Raw genomic sequence first — 23,253 nt, forward strand, 5'->3', positions numbered from 1 at the left:
TGTCAGGCTATTTCCTTATTTTTGGCTGACGCGGGAACGGGGCCGCGTAGCTCTTCATAGTGATCGAATTGTAGTTTGACCCAACCGGTCCCGCGTGTAGCACTGGCAAGTGTGCGGTGCAGTTCATCCTCGGCCACGGCGGGGAGCGTCGCATTGAAGATTTCCCAGCCTGAGGCGTTGGGGTTGCCTTCAAACCCAAGAACCTGCCCCTGCAGCGAGCTGATCGTCGGGACAAGATCGCCGACGAAGGTTGAGGGCAGATGGATTTCGGCGTTCAGGATAGGTTGCAGGACGACGGGTTTCGCCTCGGGTAGCGCTTCGCGCACGGCATTCTTGCCAGCAGTGCGGAAAGCATAATCGGAACTGTCCACGTTATGGTGTTTGCCGTCTCTGAGTGTCACCTTGACGTCCACAACTGGGAAGCCTTCAGGCCCTTCGATCAATGCGTCTTTGGCCCCGTGTTCAACCGAAGGAATGTAGTTCCGGGGTACGGCCCCGCCTTTGACCACTTCTTCGAACTGGAACCCCGAGCCGCGCGGCAGCGGAGCGATGGATATGACCACATCGGCAAACTGCCCCGCACCGCCGGATTGCTTGCGGTGGCGATGGCGATGATCGACCTTTGTGCGAATGGTTTCGCGATAGGCGGTTCCGGCGGCCTCGGCCTCGATCTCGATGCCAAAATCCTCGGCGAGTTTGGCGGTCACGCGGCGCATGTGCTGCGGACCTTGTGAGCCCAGAATGGAATGACCGCTCAGCTCGTCTTGCTCCAGGTGCAGGCCGGGGTCGATCTCAACCAGCCGGGTCAACGCATTCGACAGGCGCACGTCGTCTCGCTCATGCGCAGGTGATACGACCTGACGATGCGCGGCTGGATGGGATGAGGCCCATTCCGGCAACGGCGTTGCCGCCGCGCTGTCATAGATAAAGCCAGGATTAAGGTGGTCGGATTTGACAGCAAGGCCGATCTGCCCGGCCTCAAGCGCGCTGATCTGGGTCTTGGCGTCCAGGGTTGTCAGATTTCCAACAGTTTCGCCACCAAGGGGTTCATGAGCTTTCACACCGTCGCCCAGACCACGCAATACGGTGATCTTACCGATATGCTTCTTCACATCTGCAAAGCCTGCGATGGCACGTGCGTTTTCTTCGGCCTCATCCCGATCAGCTGCAATGTTGAATTCCGGTGCCTCATGGCGCAGCGCCTTCATCAAGCGGGTCAGACCGTTGCCATGGCTCGCGGCACCCAGACAAGCCGGGATCAGCTGATGGTTCTGCAAGACCTGTGCAGCCAGTTCGTAGACCTCGTCGCTGGGGGGCTGTTTGTCCTCGATCAGTTGCTCCAGCAGATTGTCATCGAAATCCGATAGGGTCTCCAACAACTCGGTGCGTGCTTCCTGTTCGCGGTCTTCCACTGATTGCGGTAGCTCGATCAGGGCTGAGGGCTGCCCCTCCTGATACTTCCAGGCGCGCTCTGAGATCAGATCGACTGCGCCGATAATGGTGTCTCCGTCGCGGATCGGCACCTGCCGCAGAGCGATGTGGTGGGTGCAATAGGTCTGCAGTGCAGCAACGATGTCGCGGATGCGACCGTTGGGGCTGTCCATGCGATTGATGAATAAAAAACAGGGAATGCCTGCTTCTTCGACCAACCTCAGATACGGGGCACACAGAACGGCAGCATCGGGGTCAGGTGGGACAACCACAACTGCTGCGTCCGAGATCGCCATGGCCGGGCCGACATAGGCCAGCGCATCGCCGCCTCCGTCTACGTCCACCGCGCACCACGGTTCGTTTAAATAAGAAAAACCGTGCAGATGCACGGTTCCGGCAACATCGAATGTGGTGGGCCGCCCGTCGAGGCGGCTGATCGCTTCGACCAAGGTGGATTTGCCCGATTGGCTGGGGCCGAGGACGGTGAAAACGCGCATGAGTGCTGTCCCTCTTTCAGGTTGCAGTATGGCTGCACGAAAAGGGCTGTCGAACGCATGCGCGTCGGCAAGAACTGTCTGCGTTTGCCTGCCTCAGGCTGTGAAGAGGTGGGTCTCTCCACCCCTTGAGTGTGGAGAAAACCGAAGGCATGCGTCAAGCCCCCGTGCCGGTTTGTAAGGGAAGGTCGCAAAAAACGACCTGCCGAAGAGTGTTCAGATCGCGGAACTATGCCCAGCCTTACTCAGGTCATACGCGTCAAAGCTGCGCGCGATCATGCGGGTCAGCGCACGTGCTTCGGGCGGTATGAACAATCCGTTTTCATCCACGCGTAGCAACCCGTCGAAGGCCGCGTTTGCTGTTGCGTACATTTGCTGCAGTTCCGCAGTTGAAATGTCATAATCGCGCAGAATCTCGGCCGAGTTGATTTGGAAATCGCACATCAATGCTTCGATCAGACGCGACCGTAGAACATCCTGACCTTTGAACAAATGCCCGCGCGACGTCGAGAACCGCCCTTCGCGTATGGCCTTCGTATGAGCCGAGGTTGCCGGTGCGTTCTGCGCATATCCTTGCGGGAAGCGTGAGATCGAGCTGGCACCCAAGCCAATCAGGATCGGGGCCTGATCGTCTGTATAGCCCTGGAAATTTCGTTTCAGGCGACCCGCGCGCAACGCGTGGGTCAGTCCATCGTCCTGCGTTGCAAAGTGGTCGATCCCGATCTCGGCATAATTGTCCCATAGGAACAGTCGCCGGGCGGTTTCAAAAAGTTCCAGTCGCTGTTCCGGTGTGGGCAGGGCATCTGATGGAATCAACTGCTGGCGCTTGGCCATCCACGGCACATGCGCGTAGCCATAGAGTGCGACCCGGTCAGGGTTCAGCGACAACAGCTTTTGCACACTTTCGGTCATGCGTGCCTTGGTCTGGTGGGGCAGGCCATAAAGGATGTCCGCATTCAGGCTGGATATACCACGCGCGCGGATCATCTCGGCTGCTTCGCGGGTGGTGTCATAGCTTTGAATGCGACCGATGGTTTTCTGGATTTCGTCGTCAAAATCCTGAACACCGATCGATGCGCGGTTCATCCCGGCTTCGGCCAGTGCATCCAGCCGGGCTTCGTCGATCTCATTCGGATCGATCTCGACGGAAAACTCGGCGTCTGGGCCTAATGGCACAATCTCAAGGATTCGCGCGGCCAGATCCCGCATCAGGTCTGCATTCAACAGCGTCGGCGTGCCGCCGCCCCAGTGCAGCCGCGACAATGTAACACCCTCTGGCAGGCGTGCCGCCAGCAAATCCAGCTCGGCCTTTAGCACGTCGACATAGGCGATGACCGGGTTATCCGTCTGGGTGCCTTGTGTCCGGCAGGCGCAAAACCAGCACAGCCGACGGCAGAAGGGTACGTGGATGTAAAGCGAGATTGAACTGCCCGGAGCAATCCCGGAAATCCAGTCGCTAAACAGATCAGCCCCGACGTCATTGCTGAAGTGGGGTGCGGTGGGATAGCTTGTGTAACGCGGTACTTTCGCGTCAAAAAGTCCAAGCCGTGCCAGTTGAGGTTTCAGTGTCATAAAGATATGACTATAGCTGGAGGGCCCAGGGTACTTTGACCGAAATCAAATGGAAGCGCGAATGACACTCAAGGCCCAATTCGACCACACCAATTGCGCAGAATGCCCGATCCGGCATCGTGCGGTGTGCGCGCATTGCGAAAAGGACGAGCTGGAAGAGCTTGAGAACATCAAGTACTACCGCAGCTTTGAGGCGGGGCAGACGATCATCTGGTCCGGCGATCCGATGAATTTTGTCGGCTCGGTCGTGTCGGGAATCGCGTCTTTGACACAGACGATGGAGGATGGGCGCAGGCAAATGGTCGGCCTGCTGCTGCCCAGCGATTTCGTGGGTCGCCCTGGACGAGATAACGCGCCATACGACGTGGTGGCGACCACCGATCTGATGATGTGTTGTTTCCGCAAAAAGCCGTTCGAGGACATGATGATCACGACGCCGCACATCTCGCAGCGCCTGCTGGAAATGACGTTGGACGAATTGGATGCGGCCCGTGAGTGGATGCTGGTGCTTGGACGCAAGACCGCGCGAGAAAAGATTGCCAGCCTGCTTTCGATCATCGCGCGCCGGGACGCATCGATTCATCAAGCCGGAATGGTAGCTCCGATTGTCTTTGACCTGCCACTGACGCGCGAGGCGATGGCCGACTATCTTGGGCTGACCCTGGAAACTGTCAGCCGGCAGATTTCCGCCTTGAAGAAAGATCAGGTCATTACTCTGGAAGGTAAACGCCATGTAACAATCCCCGATATGGGGCGCCTAATGGAAGAGGCGGGCGACGATACCGATGGCGGATTTCTGGTCTGATGCCTCAGCCCGCCGTCCCTGAACAATTGGGAGTCCCTTATGGAATTTAGCGGTTTACTCGCCATGCTGTTCATCGGCGCGATAGCTGGCTGGCTGTCGGGGAAAATCATGGAAGGGCGTGGGTTCGGCCTGATCGGGAATATTATAGTCGGGATTGTCGGTGCGTTTCTGGCGGGTACGATCTTTCCCGCCCTGGGCTTTGCGGTTGGCGGAGGGCTCATCTCTTCGATCTTCTTTGCCACTATCGGCGCGGTGATCCTGCTGTTCCTGATCGGCCTGATCCGCAAGACATAAAGCCGCACCAGAGACGGGCGGCTTTTGCGTTCGTTGGCGTCGTCAGTGCGCCAGAAACACGGGGATTTCTGATTGCTCCAGCATATTGCGGGTCGCACCGCCCAAAATGGCCTCGCGAAAGCGCGAATGGCCATAGGCCCCCATAACGATCATATCGGCCTCGGTATCGGCAGCGTGGCGATTGAGGATGTCCGAGACGCGCGTCATGGTCTTGCTGAGCACGTCGATTTCGCACTTCACCCCATGTCGCGCCAGCATCTGAGATAGCAGACCGCCCGGGTCCGATCGATCCGGCCCATGACGCGGTGGATCAATCACAACAATCCGTGTGAGTTCGGCCTGCTTCAAGAATGGCAACGCGCGACGGATGGCGCGCATCGCTTCGACGCTTTCGTTCCAGCCCACCATGACGGTTTTTGGGGCCGAAATCGGTTTGTTATCGTCGGGCACTAACAGCACCGGCGAATGGCCTTCGAACATGGCTGCCTCGACGATGGGTTCAGCTTCTGCGTCGCGGTCTTTTCCATAAGGTCGCGGCAATACCACGAGATCCGAAAAGCGCGCGCGACGTGCGACATGTCGCCCGAGATCAGCGATCTGAGCTACCCCGTTTTCAGCGGACCAGCGCACGCCCGACTTACCCAGATAATCCTGAGCGTAGGCGAGTATCTCGTCCGCCTCGGCATTGGCGCGGCTCAGGGTCTCCTGCAGGATCAAAGCGTTTGCACCGGCATAATAATAACCGGTCTGACTGCGATCGACGCCAAGACACAACGCTTCGACATGGGCGTCCTGCCCTTCTGCCAATGCCACCATTTGTGCCAGTGCGTTCTGAGAAAGCTTGGTTTCCGTCATGACCGTAAGAAGAGATTTAAATGCCATGTCGACCTCATGTTTCCGGCGCTGTCCGTTGCCAGCGCGTGTCTGTTTCTGCAAAATACCTCTCACAGAAAACAGGGGCTTGTCTTGATGCAGATCAAAGCGTCAAAGGCGACCTCGCTGCATTACAGCATGCAGTCAAAAAGGTTTCGCGTGACACGAAGAATCGCGCGAGGCATGGCAAAGGGACGCAATATGTCAAATTACATCAAGCTGATCGTGCTTGGGCTGGTGGTGCTGTTCGCAGCCATCGGCTCTAACTACGCACGGGATTTGGCGTATCAGGTGCACGCAATTCTGGTGATGTTGATCGCCGGCGGTCTGTTCATCTGGACGCTTAGAAACACGGAAGAGCCAGATATCCTCGTCGACCGCTCTGGTGAGTATATGGATGACGTGATCCGCTACGGCGTGATCGCAACCGCATTCTGGGGGGTAGTCGGGTTCCTGGCGGGGACTTTTATTGCGTTCCAGCTAGCCTTTCCGGCGCTGAACTTCGAATGGGCGCAGGGCTATCTTAATTTCGGGCGTCTGCGGCCTTTGCATACATCGGCGGTTATCTTTGCCTTTGGCGGTAACGCGTTGATCGCAACTTCGTTCTATGTCGTACAGCGTACCAGCGCTGCGCGACTTTGGGGTGGAAACCTGGCATGGTTCGTGTTCTGGGGCTATCAGCTGTTCATCGTGCTTGCGGCAACCGGTTATATACTTGGTGGAACGCAGTCGAAAGAATATGCCGAACCTGAATGGTACGTTGACCTGTGGCTGACCGTTGTCTGGGTTGCCTATCTGGCTGTTTATCTGGGCACGATCATCAAGCGGAAAGAGCCGCACATCTACGTGGCAAACTGGTTCTATCTGGCCTTTATCGTGACTGTCGCCATGCTGCACCTGGTCAACAACATGACCATCCCGGTCAGCATCTGGGGATCGAAATCGGTCATCGTCTGGTCTGGTGTTCAGGATGCCATGATCCAGTGGTGGTATGGCCACAACGCCGTGGGCTTCTTCCTGACTGCCGGTTTCCTGGGTATGATGTACTACTTCATCCCGAAACAGGCTGAGCGTCCGGTGTTCAGCTACAAGCTGTCGATCATCCACTTCTGGGCGCTGATCTTCCTGTATATCTGGGCCGGCCCGCACCACCTGCACTATACCGCGCTGCCTGATTGGGCCTCGACCCTTGGCATGGTATTCTCGGTGATCCTATGGATGCCTTCGTGGGGTGGTATGATAAACGGTCTGATGACCCTGTCGGGTGCATGGGACAAACTACGCACTGACCCAGTGATCCGGATGATGGTGATTTCGGTCGGCTTCTACGGCATGTCCACGTTCGAGGGTCCGATGATGTCGATCCGCGCTGTGAACAGCCTCAGCCACTACACCGACTGGACTATCGGTCACGTACACTCGGGCGCGCTGGGTTGGAACGGAATGATCACCTTTGGTGCTCTTTACTTCCTAGTCCCTGTTCTGTGGAAGCGTGAGCGTCTGTACTCGCTGCAGCTGGTCAGCTGGCACTTCTGGCTAGCCACCATTGGCATCGTTCTCTACGCGGCGTCGATGTGGGTCACCGGTATCATGGAAGGCCTGATGTGGCGTGAAGTGGACGCCAATGGCTTCCTGGTGAATTCGTTCGCTGACACCGTTGCCGCGAAGTTCCCGATGTATGTGGTGCGTGCGCTGGGTGGCGTGATGTTCGTCGCTGGCTCGCTGATCATGTGCTACAACCTGTGGATGACTGTACGGAAAGCGCCGGCCAAAGAGGCCAGCCTGACCGTCGCGGTCCCGGCTGAATAAGGAGGGCCGGAGCAATGGCAATTCTCGACAAACACAAGATCCTCGAGACCAACGCGACCCTCCTGCTGATCTTCAGCTTTCTGGTCGTAACTATCGGTGGCATCGTACAGATCGCGCCCCTGTTCTATCTTGAGAACACCATCGAGAAGGTGGAGGGCATGCGCCCTTACACCCCTCTCGAACTGGCGGGGCGTGAGGTTTATCTGCGCGAAGGCTGCTATGTTTGCCACAGCCAGATGATCCGCCCGATGCGTGATGAGGTTGAACGCTATGGCCACTACTCGCTGGCGGCTGAATCCATGTATGATCATCCGTTCCAATGGGGGTCCAAACGCACCGGGCCGGATATTGCCCGCGTCGGTGGCCGATATTCGGATCAATGGCAGGTGGACCACCTGCGCGATCCACAATCGGTGGTGCCGGAATCGGTGATGCCGAAATACGGCTTCCTTGAGGATCGTAAGCTAGACGGCAAGTATATCGGTGACATCATGGCGGCAAATGCCGTGGTCGGCACCCCGTATACCGACGAGATGCTTGAACAGGCGCAGGCCGATTTTCGGGCGCAGGCCGATCCGGACAGCGATTATGATGGATTGTTGGAACGCTATGGCGACAAGGTCAATGTGCGTAACTTTGACGGTCAGCCCGAGCTGACTGAAATGGATGCGTTGGTTGCTTACCTCCAGATGCTGGGCACGCTGGTCGATTTCTCGACCTTCACCCCGGACGCAAGCCGTTAAAGGAGGGTGTGATGGAACTATACACAATTCTAAGGCAGTTCGCGGATAGCTGGATGTTGCTGCTCCTGTTCTCGTTTTTTATTGGCATCATCATCTGGGTTTTCCGCCCGGGTGCCAGCAAGGAATACAAGGACACCGCCAACATCCCGTTCCGGCACACTGATGCCCCAGCGCCCCGTCGGGGCGATGACAAACCCGCCACATCCAAGGAGGCGCGGCAATGAGTAAGACACCTGAAAAACAGCCGGGCGATCCTAACACCACGGGTCACAGCTGGGACGGAATCGAGGAATTCGATAATCCGATGCCGCGCTGGTGGCTTTGGACTTTTTACGCGACCATCATTTGGGGCGTGATCTACACGATCATGTACCCCGCATGGCCCTTGGTTCAATCGGCAACCGCCGGTGTGCTGGGTTGGTCCTCGCGCGAGCTGGTGCAGCAGGAAATGGTCGCGTTCGAAGAAGCGAATGCGCCGTGGAATGCCAAGTTGGTGGAAACACCGCTGGAAGAAATCTCGGCCGACGCGGAGCTGCAACAATACGCAGTTAACTCTGGTGGCGCTGTGTTCCGAACCTGGTGCGCGCAGTGCCACGGATCGGGCGCGCAGGGTGCGCCGGGTTTCCCGAACCTGCTGGATGACGCCTGGCTGTGGGGCGGCTCGCTTGAGGATATCGAGTACACCATCGCCTATGGCATCCGGAACGAGGAAAGCGACGACGCGCGCTATTCCGAGATGCCGGCCTTTGGTGAGATCCTCGAAAAGGATGAGATCACTCAAGTGGTTCAATACGTCATGTCCCTGACCAACGCCCAGACCGATGACGCGGCGGCGCAGGCAGGCAAGGTTGTGTTCGAAGACAACTGCGCGGCTTGCCACGGTGATGACGGCAAAGGCGACGTTTCCCAGGGTGCGCCGAATCTGACCGATGCGATCTGGCTCTACGGCGGCAGCCAAGAGGCCCTGACCGAGACGGTCACCTACAGCCGCTTTGGCGTGATGCCCCCGTGGGAGAATCGCCTGACCGACGCGCAAATCCGCGCCGTGACGGCGTATGTTCATCAGTTGGGTGGTGGTCAGTAAGGGTTAAAAGAACACCTCCGGGCGGTCTCCCGCCCGAAGGTCTAGGCACCGGCTGTTCCATCTGTTCGCGCGTTTCCAGAACAGCCGGTGCCGATTTTCAAACAATAGGGCTGCAATCTCTGCCGGTCCAGATACGGCATTCAAACCAGTATCAAAGATCGTTCAGATTTACATCGCGCGGGTTTTCTCTCCACCAATGATGTTCGGGCAGCCAGCGCCGCTTGCGACGGCCCGGCTTTGGCGCATCGTAGATGTGAGGCGTATTGATGCGTGTCGCGTTCAAAAAAGATCTGGCGAATACGGTCAGCATGGTTTCCCTCCTGTGCAGAGTTGTTTCTGAGCTTTAAGATTGACCTTTCGCACGCCGAATGCGACTCAATTACCATTCCAATGTGTAAGTAGGGTTTACATATGGACTGGCTATCACTGCCACCGTTGGCCTCTCTCAGGGCTTTTGCAGCCTTCGCTGAGAAGCGAAGTGTTGTCGAGGCCGGTGCTGCGCTCAATGTTAGCCACGCTGCAATCAGTCAGCAGCTTCGCGCGCTCGAGAAACATCTGGGCGCGGCTCTGCTGGACCGAACGGGCAAAGCGCTGACACTTACCGCGGAAGGTGAGCATCTGGCCCGTGCCCTGCAGCTTGGATTTGGTGCGATCGAGGCTGCTGTGGGTGATTTGGCTCGCTCGGCTCAGGACCGCCCGGTTCATGTGTCGCTGACGTCTTCCTTCGCTGCATCTTGGCTGATGCCGCGACTGCCGAGTTTCCGCGCGACTCATCCCGACGTAAACCTGATCCTCGATCCAACCTTTGAGGTGGTCGAGCTGCAACCGGGTGGGGTGGATGTGGCAATCCGTTATGGCGCTGGCGGTTGGCCACGGGTGGAGTGTGAGATGTTGTTGCAGACGCCGATGGTCATCGTCGCCTCACCCACACTATTGGGTAACAAGACCGATTGGTCCCCGGCAGAACTTGCGCAATTGCCGTGGCTTGAGGAAATTGGCACGACTGAGGGGACAAAATGGCTGACTGAGCGAGGTGTCGGACCCGAACGCGGCGCGGGGCGTACGCAGCTTCCCGGTAACCTGCTGCTGGATGGTTTGCGGTCTGGGCAAGGGGTCACCGTCACTGTGCGACAATTCGTCGAAGCGGACATCAAAGCGGGCCGCATCGTCGAACTGTTCGCCGAGCCGGATACGCGCGGGTATCATATAGTTACGCAAAAACAAGCTCTTAGGCGATCCGTGAAAATCTTCATCAACTGGCTGAGGGGCGAAGCGCAAAGCCAGCAGTAATTCACGCGTCTAAAGGTGTCTGCTCGATGCGCGTTTTGACCCATGTCAAAGTCCCTTGCCTCGTGATCTGGAAGAACACACACTCAGAATAGCCAGTTGCGGAGCCAGCCTGTGAGCGATTCCAATCCCACCCCCAGTCTCTACGCTGCCAGAGAGCCGATTTTTCCGAGACGTGTGTCCGGCCCGTTTCGCAATTTGAAATGGATCATCATGGCGGTGACGCTGGGCATTTACTATGTGACGCCTTGGATCAGGTGGGATCGCGGTCCAAGCCTTCCGGATCAGGCCGTTCTTCTGGATCTGGCGAACCGCCGCTTCTATTTCTTCTGGATCGAGATTTGGCCGCACGAGTTCTATTTTGTCGCTGGGCTGCTGATCATGGCAGGATTGGGTCTGTTCCTGTTCACCTCGGCGCTTGGGCGGGTCTGGTGCGGATATGCCTGCCCGCAGACGGTTTGGACGGACCTGTATATCCTTGTCGAGCGCTGGATCGAGGGCGACCGTAATGCGCGCCTGCGTCTACACAGGCAGAAAAAGCTGGATTTCCGCAAGGCGCGGCTGCGCCTGACCAAGTGGGTCGCTTGGTTCTTCATCGGGCTCGCGACCGGTGGCGCCTGGGTTTTCTATTTTGCGGATGCACCAACTCTGGCGCGTGATCTGGTCACCGGAAACGCGCATCCAGTGGCCTATACGACGATGCTGATTCTGACCGGCACCACGTTTTTCTTCGGTGGCTTTGCACGCGAACAAATCTGCATCTATGCCTGCCCATGGCCGCGCATACAGGCCGCGATGATGGACGAGGATACCCTGGTCGTCGGATATCGCGAATGGCGGGGTGAACCACGCGGCAAAGGCAAACGTACGGCTGACAGCGAGCTGGGCGATTGCATCGATTGTATGGCTTGCGTCAATGTCTGCCCGGTAGGGATCGACATCCGAGACGGTCAGCAACTGGAATGCATTACCTGTGCACTTTGCATCGACGCCTGCGATGACATGATGGCCAAGATAGGCAAGCCCCGTGGTCTGATCGATTACATGGCGCTGAGTGATGAGGCCCGCGAACGCGAAGGTCAGCCACCCAAAAACGTTTGGAAACACATCCTGCGTCCGCGCACGATCCTGTACACGGCGCTATGGTCACTGGTCGGATTTGCATTGCTCTTTGCGCTGTTCATTCGTTCGGATATCGATTTGACGGTTGCGCCGGTGCGGAACCCGACTTTCGTTACCCTTTCAGATGGCACGATCCGTAACACCTATGATGTACGCCTGCGCAACAAACATGGCGAGGATCGGCCATTCAAACTGACGATTGCGGGCGATCCATCGCTGCAGATTGAAATCGAAGGTGTTGAAGGCGAGACTGTTAATGTCACTGCAGATACGGCACAATTGACCCGCGTCTATATCACCGCTCCGCAGGGTACTGCCCCAGCGGCGGCTGACAGCACCTCGGTTCGCATCTGGGTCGAAGATCTGGAAAGTGGTGAGCGGGCCTACAAGGATACCAGTTTCAACGGACGAGGAAGCTGAGAATGGCAGAACGTCAATTCACAGGCAAACACGCATTGGCGGTATTTGTCGCGGCCTTTGGCGTGATCATCACGGTGAACCTCGTCTTGGCTTATAGTGCAATCAAGACCTTTCCGGGGCTTGAGGTGAAGAACTCTTATGTAGCCAGCCAGGAGTTCAATGAACGTTTGAAGGAACAGCAGGCCTTGGGTTGGAACATCAAGGCCGAGCTGACCGGAGGGCTGCTGGTGCTATACATAACCGATCAGACCGGTTCCCCTGTTGAAGTGGCAGATCTGCAGGCCGTGGTGGGGCGCGCCACCCATGTGAAGGAAGACTTCTCGCCGGACTTTACTTTTGATGGCATCGCCTATGCCGCTCCGGCTGCCCTGGGCAAAGGGAACTGGAACATTCGCCTTGTGGCCAAAGCAAAAGATGGTGCCGAGTTCGCGCAACGTGTGCCCCTGTATGTGAAAGGTTAGAGATGGTTGCGCAAGCCACCCCATCTCGGGCAGCCTGTCCTGGCTGCATCGCAGCCCCGGCAGAAGCGGCGCGGCCAATCCCAGAGGATGTGCAGATCGCGCTGTCGCTGCCGGGCATCCACTGCTCGGCCTGCATCTCTACGGTCGAGCGTGAGTTGAATGCCCATCCCGGCGTTGAAGACGCGCGGGTCAATCTCACGCTGAAACGCGCGATGATCAAGGCGGCACCGGATACGCGCGCCGCCGATCTGATCCCGGTGCTGGAGCGCGCTGGCTTTGAAGCCCACGAACTGGATCCGGGTGCGCTTTCGGCTACGCAAACCGATAAGGCCGGGCGCGATCTGCTGATGCGGCTGGCAGTGGCGGGTTTTGCTTCGATGAACGTGATGCTGTTATCGGTGTCGGTCTGGTCCGGCGCCACCGATGCGACGCGCGACATGTTCCACTGGATATCTGCGGCGATTGCGCTGCCTGCAATTGCGTTCTCGGCCCAGCCTTTCTTTTCCAACGCCTGGAGCGCGCTGCGCGTACGCCGGTTGAATATGGATGTGCCGATTGTTTTGGCGATACTGCTAGCTCTGGTCACGTCGCTTTGGGAAACTGCACTCAGCGGTGAACATGCTTATTTCGACGCGGCTTTGACCCTGACATTCTTCCTGCTAGCGGGCAGGTATTTGGACTATCGCACCCGTGCCGCGGCACGTTCGGCTGCCGAAGAACTAACCGCGCTGGAGGTCCCGCGCGCCATCCGGCTAGTGGATGGGACCGAAGCGGAAGTGGCGGTGGCGAGCCTTAACGTGGGTGATCTGATTCTGGTGCGCCCCGGAGGGCGTATGCCAGTGGATGGCGAAATCATCTCGGGCCAGTCCGAGTTGGACCGGTCGCTGCTGACCGGGGAAACCCTCCCGGTCTTTGCCGAGGCCGGGCTGAACGTCAGTGCTGGTGAGGTTAACCTGACCGGCCCTCTGACCATCCGTGCGACGGCAGTCGGGGAAGATACCTCGCTGCACCGTATGGCGGATCTGGTAGCCATCGCTGAATCGGGCCGATCACGGTATACCTCGCTGGCAGACAAGGCGGCCAAGCTTTATGCGCCGGGGGTGCATATACTGTCCGCGCTCAGCTTCTTAGGATGGTATATTTATTCGGGCGATATCCGGACGGCGCTGAATATCGCTGCGGCGGTTTTGATCATCACATGTCCCTGCGCGCTGGGCTTGGCAGTGCCGGCGGTAACCACTGCAGCATCAGGCCGATTGTTCCGCAGTGGCATGCTGATCAAACACGCGACCGCGTTAGAACGGCTGGCCGAAGTGGATACTGTGGTATTTGACAAGACCGGCACCCTAACATCCGGTGCGCCTGAGTTGACCAATCTTGGTGATCATTCGCGTACCGATTTGCAAGTGGCTCTGGCATTGGCCGAAGCGTCTTCGCACCCCTTGTCTCTTGCCCTTGCAAAGGCTGCGCGTGAAGCCGGGATCAAGCCTGCCAAGTTGCACGATGTTGTTGAGGTGCCGGGATATGGCACTGAGGGCGTTTACCGTGATCAGCAGGTCCGGCTGGGTCGAGCGGCCTGGGTCGGCGGCGAATATGGTGAGCAGACCGCAGCCTGGCTCGCAATTGGATCGCAGACGCCATCGCGCTTTACTTTTACCGACAGTCTGCGCGCAGGCGCTGCCGAGGCGATTGCGGCTTTCCGCGCTGCTGGTAAAGACGTAATCCTGATTTCCGGCGATACGGAAGGCGCGGTTCAGGCCTTGGCGGGCAAGCTTGGCATTGAGAACTGGATCGCCCAGGCCTTGCCTCAAGACAAAGCCGCCAAGGTGCAGGAGCTGAGTGATCAAGGTCGGCACGTTCTGATGGTCGGCGATGGGCTGAACGATACGGCGGCATTGGCGGCGGCGCATGTCTCGATTTCTCCGGCCAGCGCCTTGGATGCCGCGCGGGTGGCGTCGGATATCGTGCTACTGGGCAATGATCTGTCCCCAATCGCTGAGGCTTGCGATACAGCCGTCAGGGCGACGCGTCGGATTCGCGAGAATTTCCGGATCGCCACTGTCTATAACATCATCGCGGTCCCGCTGGCCGTTGCCGGGTTGGCGACACCCCTTATTGCGGCATTGGCGATGTCGACCTCGTCGATTACTGTTTCGCTGAACGCCTTGCGGCTGAGGTAACTCTGATGGAAGTGCTTGCCTATCTGATCCCGATTTCCCTGCTTTTGGGCGGGGTTGGCTTGGTTGCGTTTATCTACACGGTCCGCTCGAACCAGTATGAGGATCCGGAAGGCGATGCGCGCCGTATCCTAAGCGACGAATGGGATGACAAGCCCAAGCCCTGACAGAGGCGTCAACAGCCCTTGAAATTGCCGCAATGCCCGGCTATGTCCGGCCCATCCGCTAGAAGAGAGATTGTAGCCTCATGGCAACCTTAAACCCGATCCAGTTCATTCAGCAGGTCCGCGCCGAAGTCGCAAAGGTCGTCTGGCCGACCCGTCGTGAGGTTCTGTTGACCACGGTCATGGTGTTCATCATGGCTGCGCTGACGGCTGTGTTCTTTGCGCTGGTTGATCTGGGCATTCGCGGCGGTCTGCAACTGGTACTCGGCGCGTTCAGCTAAGCCGGTTTGGGCAAGCCGAAACGCGACTGCCCCCTTGCACAGCTTGCGATGTCAGAGTAGGTGACATGACTATTCGGAATGGGCGTGCGGCGAATCGGGCTGTGCGCCGCTTTTTATTCCGGGTGACGCAATAGGATTTCAACGAAGGGCGCGATGCGTCGCAGCCCAAAGGCAAACAAGGACGACAGGTTCATGGCGAAACGGTGGTATTCGGTCAGCGTTCTTTCGAATTTCGAAAAGAAGATCGCAGAGCAGATCCGCACGTCGGTGGCTGAGCAGGGCCTTGAAGACGATATCGACGAGGTTCTGGTGCCCACCGAAGAGGTGATCGAAGTGCGCCGGGGCAAGAAGGTCACCACCGAACGCCGCTTTATGCCGGGTTACGTGCTGGTACACATGGAAATGTCGGATCAGGGCTATCACCTGATCAACTCGATCAATCGCGTTACCGGCTTCCTGGGCCCTCAGGGCCGCCCGATGCCGATGCGCGACGCCGAGGTGAACCAGATCCTCAACCGCGTTCAGGAAGGTGAAGAAGCGCCCAAGCTGATGATCAGCTTCGAGGTCGGCGAGAAGGTCAAGGTCAACGACGGCCCGTTCGAGGATTTCGACGGCATGGTCGAAGGTGTGGACGACGAGAACCAGAAACTGAAAGTTTCGGTTTCGATCTTTGGCCGCGAAACACCGGTCGAGCTGGACTTTACGCAGGTCACCAAGCAGAGCTGATTGGTTTCCATCGTACCATCGTTTGGGGTGCCTTATGGGCACCCTTTTTACGTTTGGGGCGTGCTCATCTGCCAGACAGTTTGATCCTCACCAAAACCTTTAAGTGATACAGTTCCGACCGGTTCGCAGAGTGTCGGGAGAAATGCTGCGGCTGTATCCGAAAGGACATGGTCGCAATCCAAGTCTGTGGCCGCCGCTACAAGTCTAGCCGCCAAATTGACGTCGGGACCGATGGCCGTGAAATCCAGCCGATCCCCGCCACCTACATTTCCATAGTGGAAGCGACCATGATGGATCGCAGTCCGTACGCCTAGCTTGTGCTGGAAATCGGCCTCGGCCAGCGACGCCACACCCTCGCGCACCGCTGCGATGGCGGCCTGAATCTGCACCTTTGGCGGAAGATCCGTGCTAGTAGGGAAGATGGCAAAAAAGCCGTCGCCCATGAACTTCAGAATCTCTCCGCCGTGGTCCATGACCGACGGGACAAGGCAATCAAACGTGTCATTCAGCAGCCGGACCAGCGTATCGCCGGAAACCGAATTCGAAAGGCGGGTAAATCCCTTGAGATCCGCAAACAGGATAACGGCCTCGATTTTGCTGCCATCACCGCGATGTACTTTACCGTCCAGAATGTGGGCGCCACTGTTACGGCCGACATAGGTCGACAGCAGGTAGGTCGCGTCGAGCCGCAGCATATAGGTTTCGGTCAGGCGGGCGAGCGGACCGCGAACCCGGTTCAGGATCGCCAGATCACTCTCTGAAAACCCACCGGGCGTGGCACTTGACCAGGTGCAGACATGGGTATCGCCGTTGAGATAGATCAGCGGTTGCGCCAGGTAATCGGTGAAGCCCTGCTCGCGCAATTCGCCAACAATGATGTAATCCTCGGGGCAGTTGGGATCTTCCAGATGGCGGCGGATGGGTTGCTGACGCTCAATCACATGCGGAAGGGGGTTATCGGTGTAGATCGCCTCGGTGAACAATTGAGACGGCGCGTCGACACGATCAACGCCAGCGCCCGCTTTCCACAGGAAACGTCGACCCATCAGATTGGGATGCAGCGTCCAGATGAACAAACCGAACCGATCGATGGCCACACCGGCATCCAGCAGACGGGTACAGATACCTTCGATGATATCGACCGCATTTCCAGCTGGGCGGGCACCGTCAACCATCCACTCGATCAGAGCGTCGATCTTGTCATGTTTTGAGATCGGTTCCGGTGGGGTCGGCATAATGGCACCCTCAAGATAAAACGCCGCGATTCAAACAGACACCGCGGCGTTATTTGTATCAGCCTCGCAGTGGCTGAAACGACTGAGTGCGCGACTTACTGCGCTTGAACCATAGCCGCACGCAACAGTTGCGGGCGGTCGGTCTGGGACGGCAGGAAGACGGCTTGCGAACCGGCATCCAGTGCCGAAAGGCTCGCATCGTACCACTGCATCGCAAGATCGCGACGCTGTTGCACACCAAAGCCTTCGCGCAGGTGGTGGCCGATCAACTCTCCATAGGCAGGCTCACCCATCGCGACTAGCATCAATGCGGAACCGACTGCCGTGTCCATGTTGTCCTGACGGTAGCCCATCGACAGACAAACCTTGCTTGTCGCTGCAAGATCAGCGGGGCTAAGGCCCGAGTCCAGCGCAAGCTTGCGTACCTGGGTTTCAGCTTCTGCCTTCGAGCTGATCGACAGCGCATCAACTTGCGGTGCCAACATTTCGCCGTACGAGTCGCATTGTGCGCTCACCTGATCTGGCGTCAGCCCCTGGATATCCGCCATCAGATCTTCGCCACGCGCCATTGCATAGCTGCGAGCAAGGCAGAACTGTTCGCTGAGGGCAAAATCAGCATCCGTCATATTTGACAGCGTCGTGTAGCCCCCGTTTGTCGAGGTCTGCAGCATCACCCCGCTACACCGATTGGCCAGCGATGGGCCGCCGGTCCCGCCGGAAAACAGGCTTGGCAGGCTGGCAGAGGCTGTTTCAGTTGTATTGGCCTCGGGCTCTGGTTCCTGAGCTTGAGGAACCACAACCGGAATCGTGGTTGCTGGGGCTTGTGCTGGTGCCTGAGGGGCGGCAGCCAAGGCAGAGCCGGTTTGTATCTGCCGGCGGTATTCCATCAAAAGCGGCTGGCCTGCGAGTTGAGTTGTCGTTTGACCGCCGCTTGTCGCCCAGTAATAGGCCTGCATCAGGAAGTCGCGCTGATAGGGCTGGAAGTCATAGCCATTCACGGGGTAGCCCATCGAGACCTGATAGCGTTCGATCGCAGACCGCGTGCCACGACCGACCTGACCATCAACGCGACCGGCGTTGTAGCCGAAATAGTTGAGCGCGGTCTGGGTTTGCGCCCCTTGTGTGGTCGACGGAATTCCGGGGCGATAGGTGCGTGTTGTTGTTGACCTCGTCCGGGCTTGCTGTTTTCTCTGCTGATCCCGGCCGATAGCGTAGCCGATGACGCCACCAACCACAGCACCGCCCAGTATCTCGCCAGCATCGGCCCGCGCGGTCTGAGGAGAAGACGCCGCAAATGACAGCGCGATGCCAACTGTTATTAATAAACGAATGATCATAATTAACCTCCACCAAAAATACTAATTTCGTCGAGTATAGCACAGCTGCGAGTATTGAGGTGAGGGGGGTGGCGGAAACCCGACCATCCCGCAACCACCGCGCAGATTCTGTATTGATATTAATTTCTTAAGAGTTGTCAGTCGCACCTTGTTAGTAACGATCTGTACGCCGTGAGCGTATAAGACCCACTTGGGGGCTTGATTCGATGTGTGAGAGCAGGGCAGGCCACTTGCCAACCCCGCCGTTCCGCTGTAAGTGCCGCCCCTATCGTCTTCGGGCGAGATTCTCTCGTGGGAGGTTGCTGGGATCGCGATCCCGGATCGGACCACGCAACATAGTCTGGGTGAAACGCGTTTCACCTAAGTTGAAAGGAAAACCAAATGGCCAAGAAGCTTGCTGGTACAATGAAGCTGCAGGTTCCTGCAGGTCAGGCGAACCCGTCGCCGCCAGTTGGTCCGGCGCTGGGTCAGCGCGGCATCAACATCATGGAATTCTGCAAGGCGTTCAACGCCAAGACCGCAGACATGGAGCCCGGCGCTCCGTGCCCGACCGTGATCACCTACTATCAGGACAAGTCCTTCACCATGGACATCAAGACGCCGCCCGCGTCTTACTACCTGAAAAAAGCGGCTGGTCTGAAGCCGGTCGGCAAGCGTAACCGCCCTCGTGGTGCGGAAAACCCAGGTCGTGAGACCGTGGCAACCGTAACCTCGAAGCAGGTTCGTGAAATCGCCGAAGCCAAAATGAAAGATCTGAACGCCAACGACGTCGAAGGCGCAATGCAGATCATCCTGGGCTCGGCCCGCTCAATGGGCATCGAGGTGAAGTAAGATGGCAAAACTCGGTAAACGTACCCGCGCTGCGCGCGAAGCTGTCGCTGGCAAGGAAAACCTGTCGGTCGAAGAAGCTGTTTCCCTGGTCAAAGGCAACGCAACCTCAAAATTCGACGAGACCATCGAGATCGCTCTGAACCTCGGCGTTGACACCCGTCACGCGGACCAGATGGTTCGCGGCGTTGTTGGCCTGCCGAACGGTACCGGCAAAGCGATGCGCGTTGCTGTATTTGCTCGTGGCCCCAAGGCAGACGAAGCGAAAGAAGCGGGCGCAGATATCGTTGGCGCGGAAGATCTGATGGAAACCATTCAGGGCGGCACCATCGAATTCGATCGCTGCATTGCAACCCCGGACATGATGCCGATCGTCGGTCGTCTGGGTAAAGTTCTGGGCCCTCGCAACCTGATGCCGAACCCCAAAGTTGGCACCGTGACCATGGACGTGAAAGCCGCCGTGGAAGCAGCCAAGGGCGGTGAAGTTCAGTTCAAGGCGGAAAAAGGCGGCGTTGTGCACGCCGGTGTTGGCAAAGCGTCGTTCGACGAAGCCAAGCTGGTTGAAAACGTCCGCGCCTTCATCTCGGCTGTGGCCAAGGCCAAGCCGTCGGGCGCCAAAGGCACCTATATGAAGAAAATCGCGCTGAGCTCGACCATGGGCCCGGGTGTGACTCTGGACGTGGCGGCTGCTGCGGGCGAATAAGCCTTAGCGTTTAGCTGTGAGAACTTGATCCCGGGTGGTGCGAACTGCCCGGGATTTTCTTTGCGTGCCATATGAGAAACAGGCTGTAGCTGTGTGATAGCGTGGTTGCTTGCACATCAATTGAAATCTTGAAGTTTTGCCAATTTCAAACCCGGTTACAGCTACTCTGACTAAAAAGCAGCGATACGCACAAACATAGATTCAATGCCTCAGCAGCGGTGGCTAAAGAAGCGATTGAACTAGGGGGTGCGGTCTGACACAGTTCCCCCATTGTCGTGTAGTAGCTGTTCGAGAATACCCATCAATGAACCAAAATATTCGTCAGAAATCACTTCCAGAAGATCGACGCGCCTTTTGGAACCAATTTTATGCGAAATCGGCAGGGTCATGGGAGCTTACCTTGCCGTCGCAATTCGCAGCGTTTGTGGCAAATGAGATTGATCGGCAGTCACATGTCATTGACGTAGGGTGTGGGAATGCCCGTGACAGTTTTTTCTTTTCACGACACGGGTTCAAAGTGACCGGCATGGATGCGTCTGAGGCAGCGATTGCGTCAGCGCAAAAGCATGCACAAAAGCAGGGCGGCGACGATCTTGAATTTGTTCAGACCAATCTCGAAGATGGATTGGTTGAGCGTGTGTTGTCCGAGCGACGATCTGAAACCGTTTGCGTTTACGCTCGGTTCTTTTTGCATGCGATCACAGATGATGAGGAAGATGCTCTGATCCGGGCGCTGCGGAGCGGGTGCAGACTTGGCGATGTCGTGGCGTTCGAATATCGAACGTTGGCGGACCGAGCCACAACGAAAATAGCGGCGCCGCATTTCCGGCGTTACGTAAGTGCGGCGGATCTGGATGCCAAAATGGAAGCCTCCGAATTCCGAAAATGCTATGGTGTAGAAGGCGGTGGTTTCGCAAAATATAAAACAGAAGATGCGATCGTCGCCCGCGCGATCTATGAAAAAACACCATGACCGAAGCAGAATTGATCAAGGAGCTCGCGTCGCTTCGCGAGCATGTTTTTACGCATGCTGCGGCCCAAACGGCACTACCACGACCTCGCAAAACGCGCCTTGCGGTTGAGGCGCTAAAGGATCCCATAATGCGCTTGGAGAACCAGTCGCTCTATGATGATTGGGAAGAGACATTTCTTCTTTTGTGCTGCCACAGAAGATTAAAGCCTGCCCGGACGCACGGTAGGCTAAAGCATATGGAAATTCGCTATGCAGAACAGGGTATGGAGGCGCGCTTTGCCTCGTTTTTTGAGCGCGTGAAGCAGACGCTACACCCAGATTACATTACACCACATGGCTATAACAGAACATTCGGAGAAAAGGCTGGCGATGATATCTTTTCAAAACTTGACGCCGTGCTTGAACCCGTAATTCGTTTAGGGAAGCCGATCATTCTATACGCTGGCGCGTTGTTGGGTCTCGTTCGAGAGGGTGGATTGATTGGTCACGACGACGATGTCGATTTTGCAGTGCATCTGGGTGAGTCTACGCTTGAAGGCGTCGCTGAAAAATGGATTGATTATCAGCGAGAGTTGCTCGCCAATGAGTGCCTGGATACCAATTCGTTAAAGCGTAATATACCAATCTTCAAAGTTAAAAATAATTTGGGTATTGATATAGATCTATTTCCGGCGTGGACGGAAAACGGGCGCTTTAGCGTGTACCCGTACTCACTCAACGACTTGCCGGAAAGCGCGATTTTCCCGCTAAAACCACTTAATGGTGGGGAAATCATGCTGCCGCAGGACGCGCCAGCATTGCTGGCTCAGAGTTACGGTGAAAACTGGCGAATACCGGACCCGCTTTTTCATTTCCGTTGGCGGACTGCGCGCCGCAGGTTTGCACCTATGCTTCGGCACGACTTTACCGGCGGTTGAAAGCGCCCCGCCGCAGTGCCCTCAAGCAGCGACCGCATTTGCACGATAGCGGTTAGTTGGCAGAATGCTTAGCCAGCTCTGCGCACAGATATTGAGCGATGTCTTAGCAGGCGTGTAGCTATGGTGCGCGCAGCGAAATCCGCAAGCCTTAGTGTCGGCTCGTTTTCTGGAAACCGAGATGCCTCAGAACAGTTTCAACTATGTCGCAGCCCCTGCGCGGGAGGGGCAAGTCGCCTAAATTTACCTCTTGGAAACCCGGCCTATCTGTCCTAAGTAGACCTGCGGAATAAAGCGTGCGATTCGTCGTGCGCTTTATTTTGTTTCGTCCAAGACGGTGGGTGGGTCCATCTGGCCCCTTAATTCCCTGCCTGAGACGGGTAAGACCAAAGAATTCTGAGGGTCACGATCCTCGGGCGCATTTTGGCCAATCCCGTAACAACGGACCTGAACGCCGGAGCGAAAGCTGCGGCAAATATGAGCCGGGGTGAGATATCACCCCTAACTTGGAGAGAACTGTGGATAGAGCCCAGAAAGAGAAAGTGGTCGAGGAACTCGGCCAAATCTTCGAAAGCTCTGGCGTCGTAGTGGTTTCGCACTACGCCGGTCTGACAGTTGCCGAGATGCAGGACCTTCGCGCACGTGCTCGTGACGCGGGTGGTGCCGTGCGTGTTGCCAAGAACAGGCTCGCCAAAATCGCCCTTGAGGGTAAGCCGTGTGAAAGCATGGCCGACCTGCTGACAGGGATGACCGTTCTGACCTATTCCGAGGACCCCGTGGCAGCTGCCAAGGTGGCCGAGGACTTCGCCAAGGATAACAAGAATTTTGAGATCCTCGGCGGTGCAATGGGCGAGAACGCTCTGGACCGCAAAGGCGTTGAAGCCGTTTCGAAAATGCCGTCTCGCGAGGAGCTTATTGCTTCGATCGTGGGCTGCATTGGCGCACCTGCTTCTAACATCGCCGGCGCGATTGGCGCACCTGCAAGCAACATCGCAAGCATCCTTTCCACCATCGAAGAGAAGGCGGAAGCTGCGTAAGCGGTTGGCACTGAATGATCTGCGTAGGGTAAATACCCTGACGTTGGAACACACACTGTAAACGGAAAGAGCTGATACAATGGCTGATCTGAAAGCACTCGCAGAAAGCATCGTGGGTCTGACCCTGCTGGAAGCACAAGAACTGAAAACCATCCTCAAAGACGAATACGGCATCGAGCCCGCAGCTGGCGGCGCCGTAATGGTTGCAGCCGGTGGCGACGCCGGTGGCGCAGCTGAGGAAGAAAAAACCGAATTCGACGTCGTTCTGAAGAACGCCGGCGCTTCGAAAATCAACGTGATCAAAGAAGTTCGCGGCATCACCGGTCTGGGCCTGAAAGAAGCCAAAGAGCTGGTCGAAGCTGGCGGCAAGATCAAAGAAGGCGTGTCGAAAGACGAAGCCGAGGAAGTCAAAGGCAAGCTGGAAGCAGCTGGCGCCGAAGTCGAGCTGGCCTAAGCCAACCGACAGGTGCATCGCTGATGCGC

General features: G+C 57.2%; 26 protein-coding genes. 19 read left to right on the forward strand and 7 right to left on the reverse strand.

The features are described 5' to 3' along the window. Positions 1–2 precede the first annotated feature (2 nt). Positions 3–1,928, reverse strand: a complete 1,926-nt coding sequence (locus ACR0BT_RS09480; protein ID WP_480763016.1) for an elongation factor G — start codon at positions 1,926–1,928, stop codon at positions 3–5. 213 nt (positions 1,929–2,141) lie between these two features. Next, positions 2,142–3,497, reverse strand: coding sequence for an oxygen-independent coproporphyrinogen III oxidase (hemN, locus tag ACR0BT_RS09485; RefSeq protein WP_480763017.1), 1,356 nt, complete (start codon positions 3,495–3,497; stop codon positions 2,142–2,144). 61 nt (positions 3,498–3,558) lie between these two features. Here hemN and fnrL point away from each other — a divergent pair, with 61 nt between their 5' ends. Then, a complete protein-coding gene (gene fnrL / locus ACR0BT_RS09490; RefSeq protein WP_170406526.1) occupies positions 3,559–4,302 on the forward strand; it encodes a transcriptional regulator FnrL in 744 nt (247 codons plus the stop codon). A 39-nt stretch (positions 4,303–4,341) separates the two neighbouring features. Then, positions 4,342–4,596 carry a GlsB/YeaQ/YmgE family stress response membrane protein gene (locus ACR0BT_RS09495; RefSeq protein WP_170398637.1) on the forward strand — a complete coding sequence of 85 codons (255 nt, stop codon included), beginning with the start codon at positions 4,342–4,344 and terminating at the stop codon, positions 4,594–4,596. A gap of 42 nt (positions 4,597–4,638) precedes the next feature. Here the strand turns inward: ACR0BT_RS09495 and ACR0BT_RS09500 are convergent, their stop codons facing one another. Then, the gene (locus ACR0BT_RS09500) at positions 4,639–5,478 is read right to left on the reverse strand and encodes a universal stress protein (protein ID WP_170398633.1); all 840 of its coding nucleotides are present in this window, start codon (positions 5,476–5,478) and stop codon (positions 4,639–4,641) included. 192 nt (positions 5,479–5,670) lie between these two features. Here ACR0BT_RS09500 and ccoN point away from each other — a divergent pair, with 192 nt between their 5' ends. The 4 genes from ccoN to ccoP are packed head-to-tail and all read left to right on the forward strand — an operon-like array spanning position 5,671 to position 9,105. Beyond that, positions 5,671–7,278, forward strand: a complete 1,608-nt coding sequence (gene ccoN, locus ACR0BT_RS09505; protein ID WP_170398630.1) for a cytochrome-c oxidase, cbb3-type subunit I — start codon at positions 5,671–5,673, stop codon at positions 7,276–7,278. Between the two features lie 14 nt (positions 7,279–7,292). Beyond that, a complete protein-coding gene (gene ccoO / locus ACR0BT_RS09510) occupies positions 7,293–8,021 on the forward strand; it encodes a cytochrome-c oxidase, cbb3-type subunit II (protein ID WP_170398627.1) in 729 nt (242 codons plus the stop codon). An 11-nt stretch (positions 8,022–8,032) separates the two neighbouring features. Beyond that, positions 8,033–8,245: a cbb3-type cytochrome c oxidase subunit 3 gene (locus tag ACR0BT_RS09515; RefSeq protein ID WP_170406523.1), complete on the forward strand. Its 213-nt coding sequence runs from the start codon at positions 8,033–8,035 to the stop codon at positions 8,243–8,245. Next, positions 8,242–9,105 carry a cytochrome-c oxidase, cbb3-type subunit III gene (gene ccoP / locus ACR0BT_RS09520; protein WP_170398621.1) on the forward strand — a complete coding sequence of 288 codons (864 nt, stop codon included), beginning with the start codon at positions 8,242–8,244 and terminating at the stop codon, positions 9,103–9,105. Before ACR0BT_RS09515 ends, ccoP begins: the two co-directional genes overlap by 4 nt. Before the next feature lie 151 nt (positions 9,106–9,256). Here the strand turns inward: ccoP and ACR0BT_RS09525 are convergent, their stop codons facing one another. Then, positions 9,257–9,415 carry a hypothetical protein gene (locus ACR0BT_RS09525; RefSeq protein ID WP_170398617.1) on the reverse strand — a complete coding sequence of 53 codons (159 nt, stop codon included), beginning with the start codon at positions 9,413–9,415 and terminating at the stop codon, positions 9,257–9,259. Positions 9,416–9,516: 101 nt separating this feature from the next. Between ACR0BT_RS09525 and ACR0BT_RS09530 the strand changes: the two genes are divergently transcribed. From ACR0BT_RS09530 to nusG, 7 genes are all read left to right on the forward strand, one after another. Next, positions 9,517–10,395: a LysR family transcriptional regulator gene (locus tag ACR0BT_RS09530; protein WP_480763019.1), complete on the forward strand. Its 879-nt coding sequence runs from the start codon at positions 9,517–9,519 to the stop codon at positions 10,393–10,395. A gap of 111 nt (positions 10,396–10,506) precedes the next feature. Next, positions 10,507–11,934, forward strand: a complete 1,428-nt coding sequence (gene ccoG, locus ACR0BT_RS09535) for a cytochrome c oxidase accessory protein CcoG (RefSeq protein ID WP_170398610.1) — start codon at positions 10,507–10,509, stop codon at positions 11,932–11,934. 2 nt (positions 11,935–11,936) lie between these two features. Further along, positions 11,937–12,395: a FixH family protein gene (locus ACR0BT_RS09540; protein ID WP_170398607.1), complete on the forward strand. Its 459-nt coding sequence runs from the start codon at positions 11,937–11,939 to the stop codon at positions 12,393–12,395. A 2-nt stretch (positions 12,396–12,397) separates the two neighbouring features. Further along, a complete protein-coding gene (locus ACR0BT_RS09545; protein ID WP_480763020.1) occupies positions 12,398–14,575 on the forward strand; it encodes a heavy metal translocating P-type ATPase in 2,178 nt (725 codons plus the stop codon). A gap of 5 nt (positions 14,576–14,580) precedes the next feature. Next, positions 14,581–14,739 carry a cbb3-type cytochrome oxidase assembly protein CcoS gene (gene ccoS, locus ACR0BT_RS09550; RefSeq protein ID WP_074737762.1) on the forward strand — a complete coding sequence of 53 codons (159 nt, stop codon included), beginning with the start codon at positions 14,581–14,583 and terminating at the stop codon, positions 14,737–14,739. An 80-nt stretch (positions 14,740–14,819) separates the two neighbouring features. Beyond that, on the forward strand, positions 14,820–15,017 hold the full coding sequence (secE, locus tag ACR0BT_RS09555; protein ID WP_170398600.1) for a preprotein translocase subunit SecE: 198 nt from the start codon (positions 14,820–14,822) through the stop codon (positions 15,015–15,017). 192 nt (positions 15,018–15,209) lie between these two features. Then, positions 15,210–15,743, forward strand: a complete 534-nt coding sequence (gene nusG, locus ACR0BT_RS09560; protein ID WP_152459924.1) for a transcription termination/antitermination protein NusG — start codon at positions 15,210–15,212, stop codon at positions 15,741–15,743. 47 nt (positions 15,744–15,790) lie between these two features. Here the strand turns inward: nusG and ACR0BT_RS09565 are convergent, their stop codons facing one another. Both ACR0BT_RS09565 and ACR0BT_RS09570 read right to left on the reverse strand, forming a co-directional pair. Further along, positions 15,791–16,978 (reverse strand): adenylate/guanylate cyclase domain-containing protein, encoded by a 1,188-nt coding sequence (locus ACR0BT_RS09565; RefSeq protein ID WP_480763022.1) that lies wholly within the window; start codon positions 16,976–16,978, stop codon positions 15,791–15,793. Between the two features lie 95 nt (positions 16,979–17,073). After that, complete coding sequence (locus ACR0BT_RS09570; protein ID WP_170398593.1) at positions 17,074–18,315, reverse strand: peptidoglycan-binding domain-containing protein; 1,242 nt, start codon at positions 18,313–18,315, stop codon at positions 17,074–17,076. A 381-nt stretch (positions 18,316–18,696) separates the two neighbouring features. Here ACR0BT_RS09570 and rplK point away from each other — a divergent pair, with 381 nt between their 5' ends. Continuing rightward, positions 18,697–19,146, forward strand: coding sequence for a 50S ribosomal protein L11 (rplK, locus tag ACR0BT_RS09575; protein ID WP_010440985.1), 450 nt, complete (start codon positions 18,697–18,699; stop codon positions 19,144–19,146). 1 nt (position 19,147) lies between these two features. Continuing rightward, on the forward strand, positions 19,148–19,846 hold the full coding sequence (gene rplA, locus ACR0BT_RS09580; RefSeq protein WP_010440987.1) for a 50S ribosomal protein L1: 699 nt from the start codon (positions 19,148–19,150) through the stop codon (positions 19,844–19,846). A 239-nt stretch (positions 19,847–20,085) separates the two neighbouring features. Here the strand turns inward: rplA and ACR0BT_RS09585 are convergent, their stop codons facing one another. Next, positions 20,086–20,235 carry a hypothetical protein gene (locus ACR0BT_RS09585; protein WP_480763023.1) on the reverse strand — a complete coding sequence of 50 codons (150 nt, stop codon included), beginning with the start codon at positions 20,233–20,235 and terminating at the stop codon, positions 20,086–20,088. A gap of 11 nt (positions 20,236–20,246) precedes the next feature. Here ACR0BT_RS09585 and ACR0BT_RS09590 point away from each other — a divergent pair, with 11 nt between their 5' ends. The 4 genes from ACR0BT_RS09590 to rplL all read left to right on the forward strand — a co-directional run bounded on the left by ACR0BT_RS09590 (position 20,247) and on the right by rplL (position 23,224). Next, complete coding sequence (locus ACR0BT_RS09590) at positions 20,247–20,819, forward strand: class I SAM-dependent methyltransferase (RefSeq protein WP_480763024.1); 573 nt, start codon at positions 20,247–20,249, stop codon at positions 20,817–20,819. Then, positions 20,816–21,736, forward strand: coding sequence for a hypothetical protein (locus tag ACR0BT_RS09595; protein ID WP_480763025.1), 921 nt, complete (start codon positions 20,816–20,818; stop codon positions 21,734–21,736). The genes ACR0BT_RS09590 and ACR0BT_RS09595 overlap by 4 nt, the downstream gene beginning before the upstream one ends. 515 nt (positions 21,737–22,251) lie before the next feature. Continuing rightward, positions 22,252–22,770, forward strand: a complete 519-nt coding sequence (gene rplJ, locus ACR0BT_RS09600; protein ID WP_170406495.1) for a 50S ribosomal protein L10 — start codon at positions 22,252–22,254, stop codon at positions 22,768–22,770. Positions 22,771–22,849: 79 nt separating this feature from the next. Then, complete coding sequence (gene rplL / locus ACR0BT_RS09605) at positions 22,850–23,224, forward strand: 50S ribosomal protein L7/L12 (protein WP_010441182.1); 375 nt, start codon at positions 22,850–22,852, stop codon at positions 23,222–23,224. Positions 23,225–23,253: the final 29 nt, after the last annotated feature.

It is taken from the genome of Ruegeria sp. CJ6 (assembly GCF_056536665.1).

What these genes read in the sequence shown, in the direction of transcription:
- ACR0BT_RS09480 (WP_480763016.1), bottom strand. Translation starts at nt 1,928, where the DNA reads ATGCGCGTTTTCACCGTCCTCGGCCCCAGCCAATCGGGCAAATCCACC.
- hemN (WP_480763017.1), bottom strand. Translation starts at nt 3,497, where the DNA reads ATGACACTGAAACCTCAACTGGCACGGCTTGGACTTTTTGACGCGAAA.
- fnrL (WP_170406526.1), top strand. Translation starts at nt 3,559, where the DNA reads ATGACACTCAAGGCCCAATTCGACCACACCAATTGCGCAGAATGCCCG.
- ACR0BT_RS09495 (WP_170398637.1), top strand. Translation starts at nt 4,342, where the DNA reads ATGGAATTTAGCGGTTTACTCGCCATGCTGTTCATCGGCGCGATAGCT.
- ACR0BT_RS09500 (WP_170398633.1), bottom strand. Translation starts at nt 5,478, where the DNA reads ATGGCATTTAAATCTCTTCTTACGGTCATGACGGAAACCAAGCTTTCT.
- ccoN (WP_170398630.1), top strand. Translation starts at nt 5,671, where the DNA reads ATGTCAAATTACATCAAGCTGATCGTGCTTGGGCTGGTGGTGCTGTTC.
- ccoO (WP_170398627.1), top strand. Translation starts at nt 7,293, where the DNA reads ATGGCAATTCTCGACAAACACAAGATCCTCGAGACCAACGCGACCCTC.
- ACR0BT_RS09515 (WP_170406523.1), top strand. Translation starts at nt 8,033, where the DNA reads ATGGAACTATACACAATTCTAAGGCAGTTCGCGGATAGCTGGATGTTG.
- ccoP (WP_170398621.1), top strand. Translation starts at nt 8,242, where the DNA reads ATGAGTAAGACACCTGAAAAACAGCCGGGCGATCCTAACACCACGGGT.
- ACR0BT_RS09525 (WP_170398617.1), bottom strand. Translation starts at nt 9,415, where the DNA reads ATGCTGACCGTATTCGCCAGATCTTTTTTGAACGCGACACGCATCAAT.
- ACR0BT_RS09530 (WP_480763019.1), top strand. Translation starts at nt 9,517, where the DNA reads ATGGACTGGCTATCACTGCCACCGTTGGCCTCTCTCAGGGCTTTTGCA.
- ACR0BT_RS09540 (WP_170398607.1), top strand. Translation starts at nt 11,937, where the DNA reads ATGGCAGAACGTCAATTCACAGGCAAACACGCATTGGCGGTATTTGTC.
- ACR0BT_RS09545 (WP_480763020.1), top strand. Translation starts at nt 12,398, where the DNA reads ATGGTTGCGCAAGCCACCCCATCTCGGGCAGCCTGTCCTGGCTGCATC.
- ccoS (WP_074737762.1), top strand. Translation starts at nt 14,581, where the DNA reads ATGGAAGTGCTTGCCTATCTGATCCCGATTTCCCTGCTTTTGGGCGGG.
- secE (WP_170398600.1), top strand. Translation starts at nt 14,820, where the DNA reads ATGGCAACCTTAAACCCGATCCAGTTCATTCAGCAGGTCCGCGCCGAA.
- nusG (WP_152459924.1), top strand. Translation starts at nt 15,210, where the DNA reads ATGGCGAAACGGTGGTATTCGGTCAGCGTTCTTTCGAATTTCGAAAAG.
- ACR0BT_RS09565 (WP_480763022.1), bottom strand. Translation starts at nt 16,978, where the DNA reads ATGCCGACCCCACCGGAACCGATCTCAAAACATGACAAGATCGACGCT.
- ACR0BT_RS09570 (WP_170398593.1), bottom strand. Translation starts at nt 18,315, where the DNA reads ATGATCATTCGTTTATTAATAACAGTTGGCATCGCGCTGTCATTTGCG.
- rplK (WP_010440985.1), top strand. Translation starts at nt 18,697, where the DNA reads ATGGCCAAGAAGCTTGCTGGTACAATGAAGCTGCAGGTTCCTGCAGGT.
- rplA (WP_010440987.1), top strand. Translation starts at nt 19,148, where the DNA reads ATGGCAAAACTCGGTAAACGTACCCGCGCTGCGCGCGAAGCTGTCGCT.
- ACR0BT_RS09585 (WP_480763023.1), bottom strand. Translation starts at nt 20,235, where the DNA reads ATGACCCTGCCGATTTCGCATAAAATTGGTTCCAAAAGGCGCGTCGAT.
- ACR0BT_RS09595 (WP_480763025.1), top strand. Translation starts at nt 20,816, where the DNA reads ATGACCGAAGCAGAATTGATCAAGGAGCTCGCGTCGCTTCGCGAGCAT.
- rplL (WP_010441182.1), top strand. Translation starts at nt 22,850, where the DNA reads ATGGCTGATCTGAAAGCACTCGCAGAAAGCATCGTGGGTCTGACCCTG.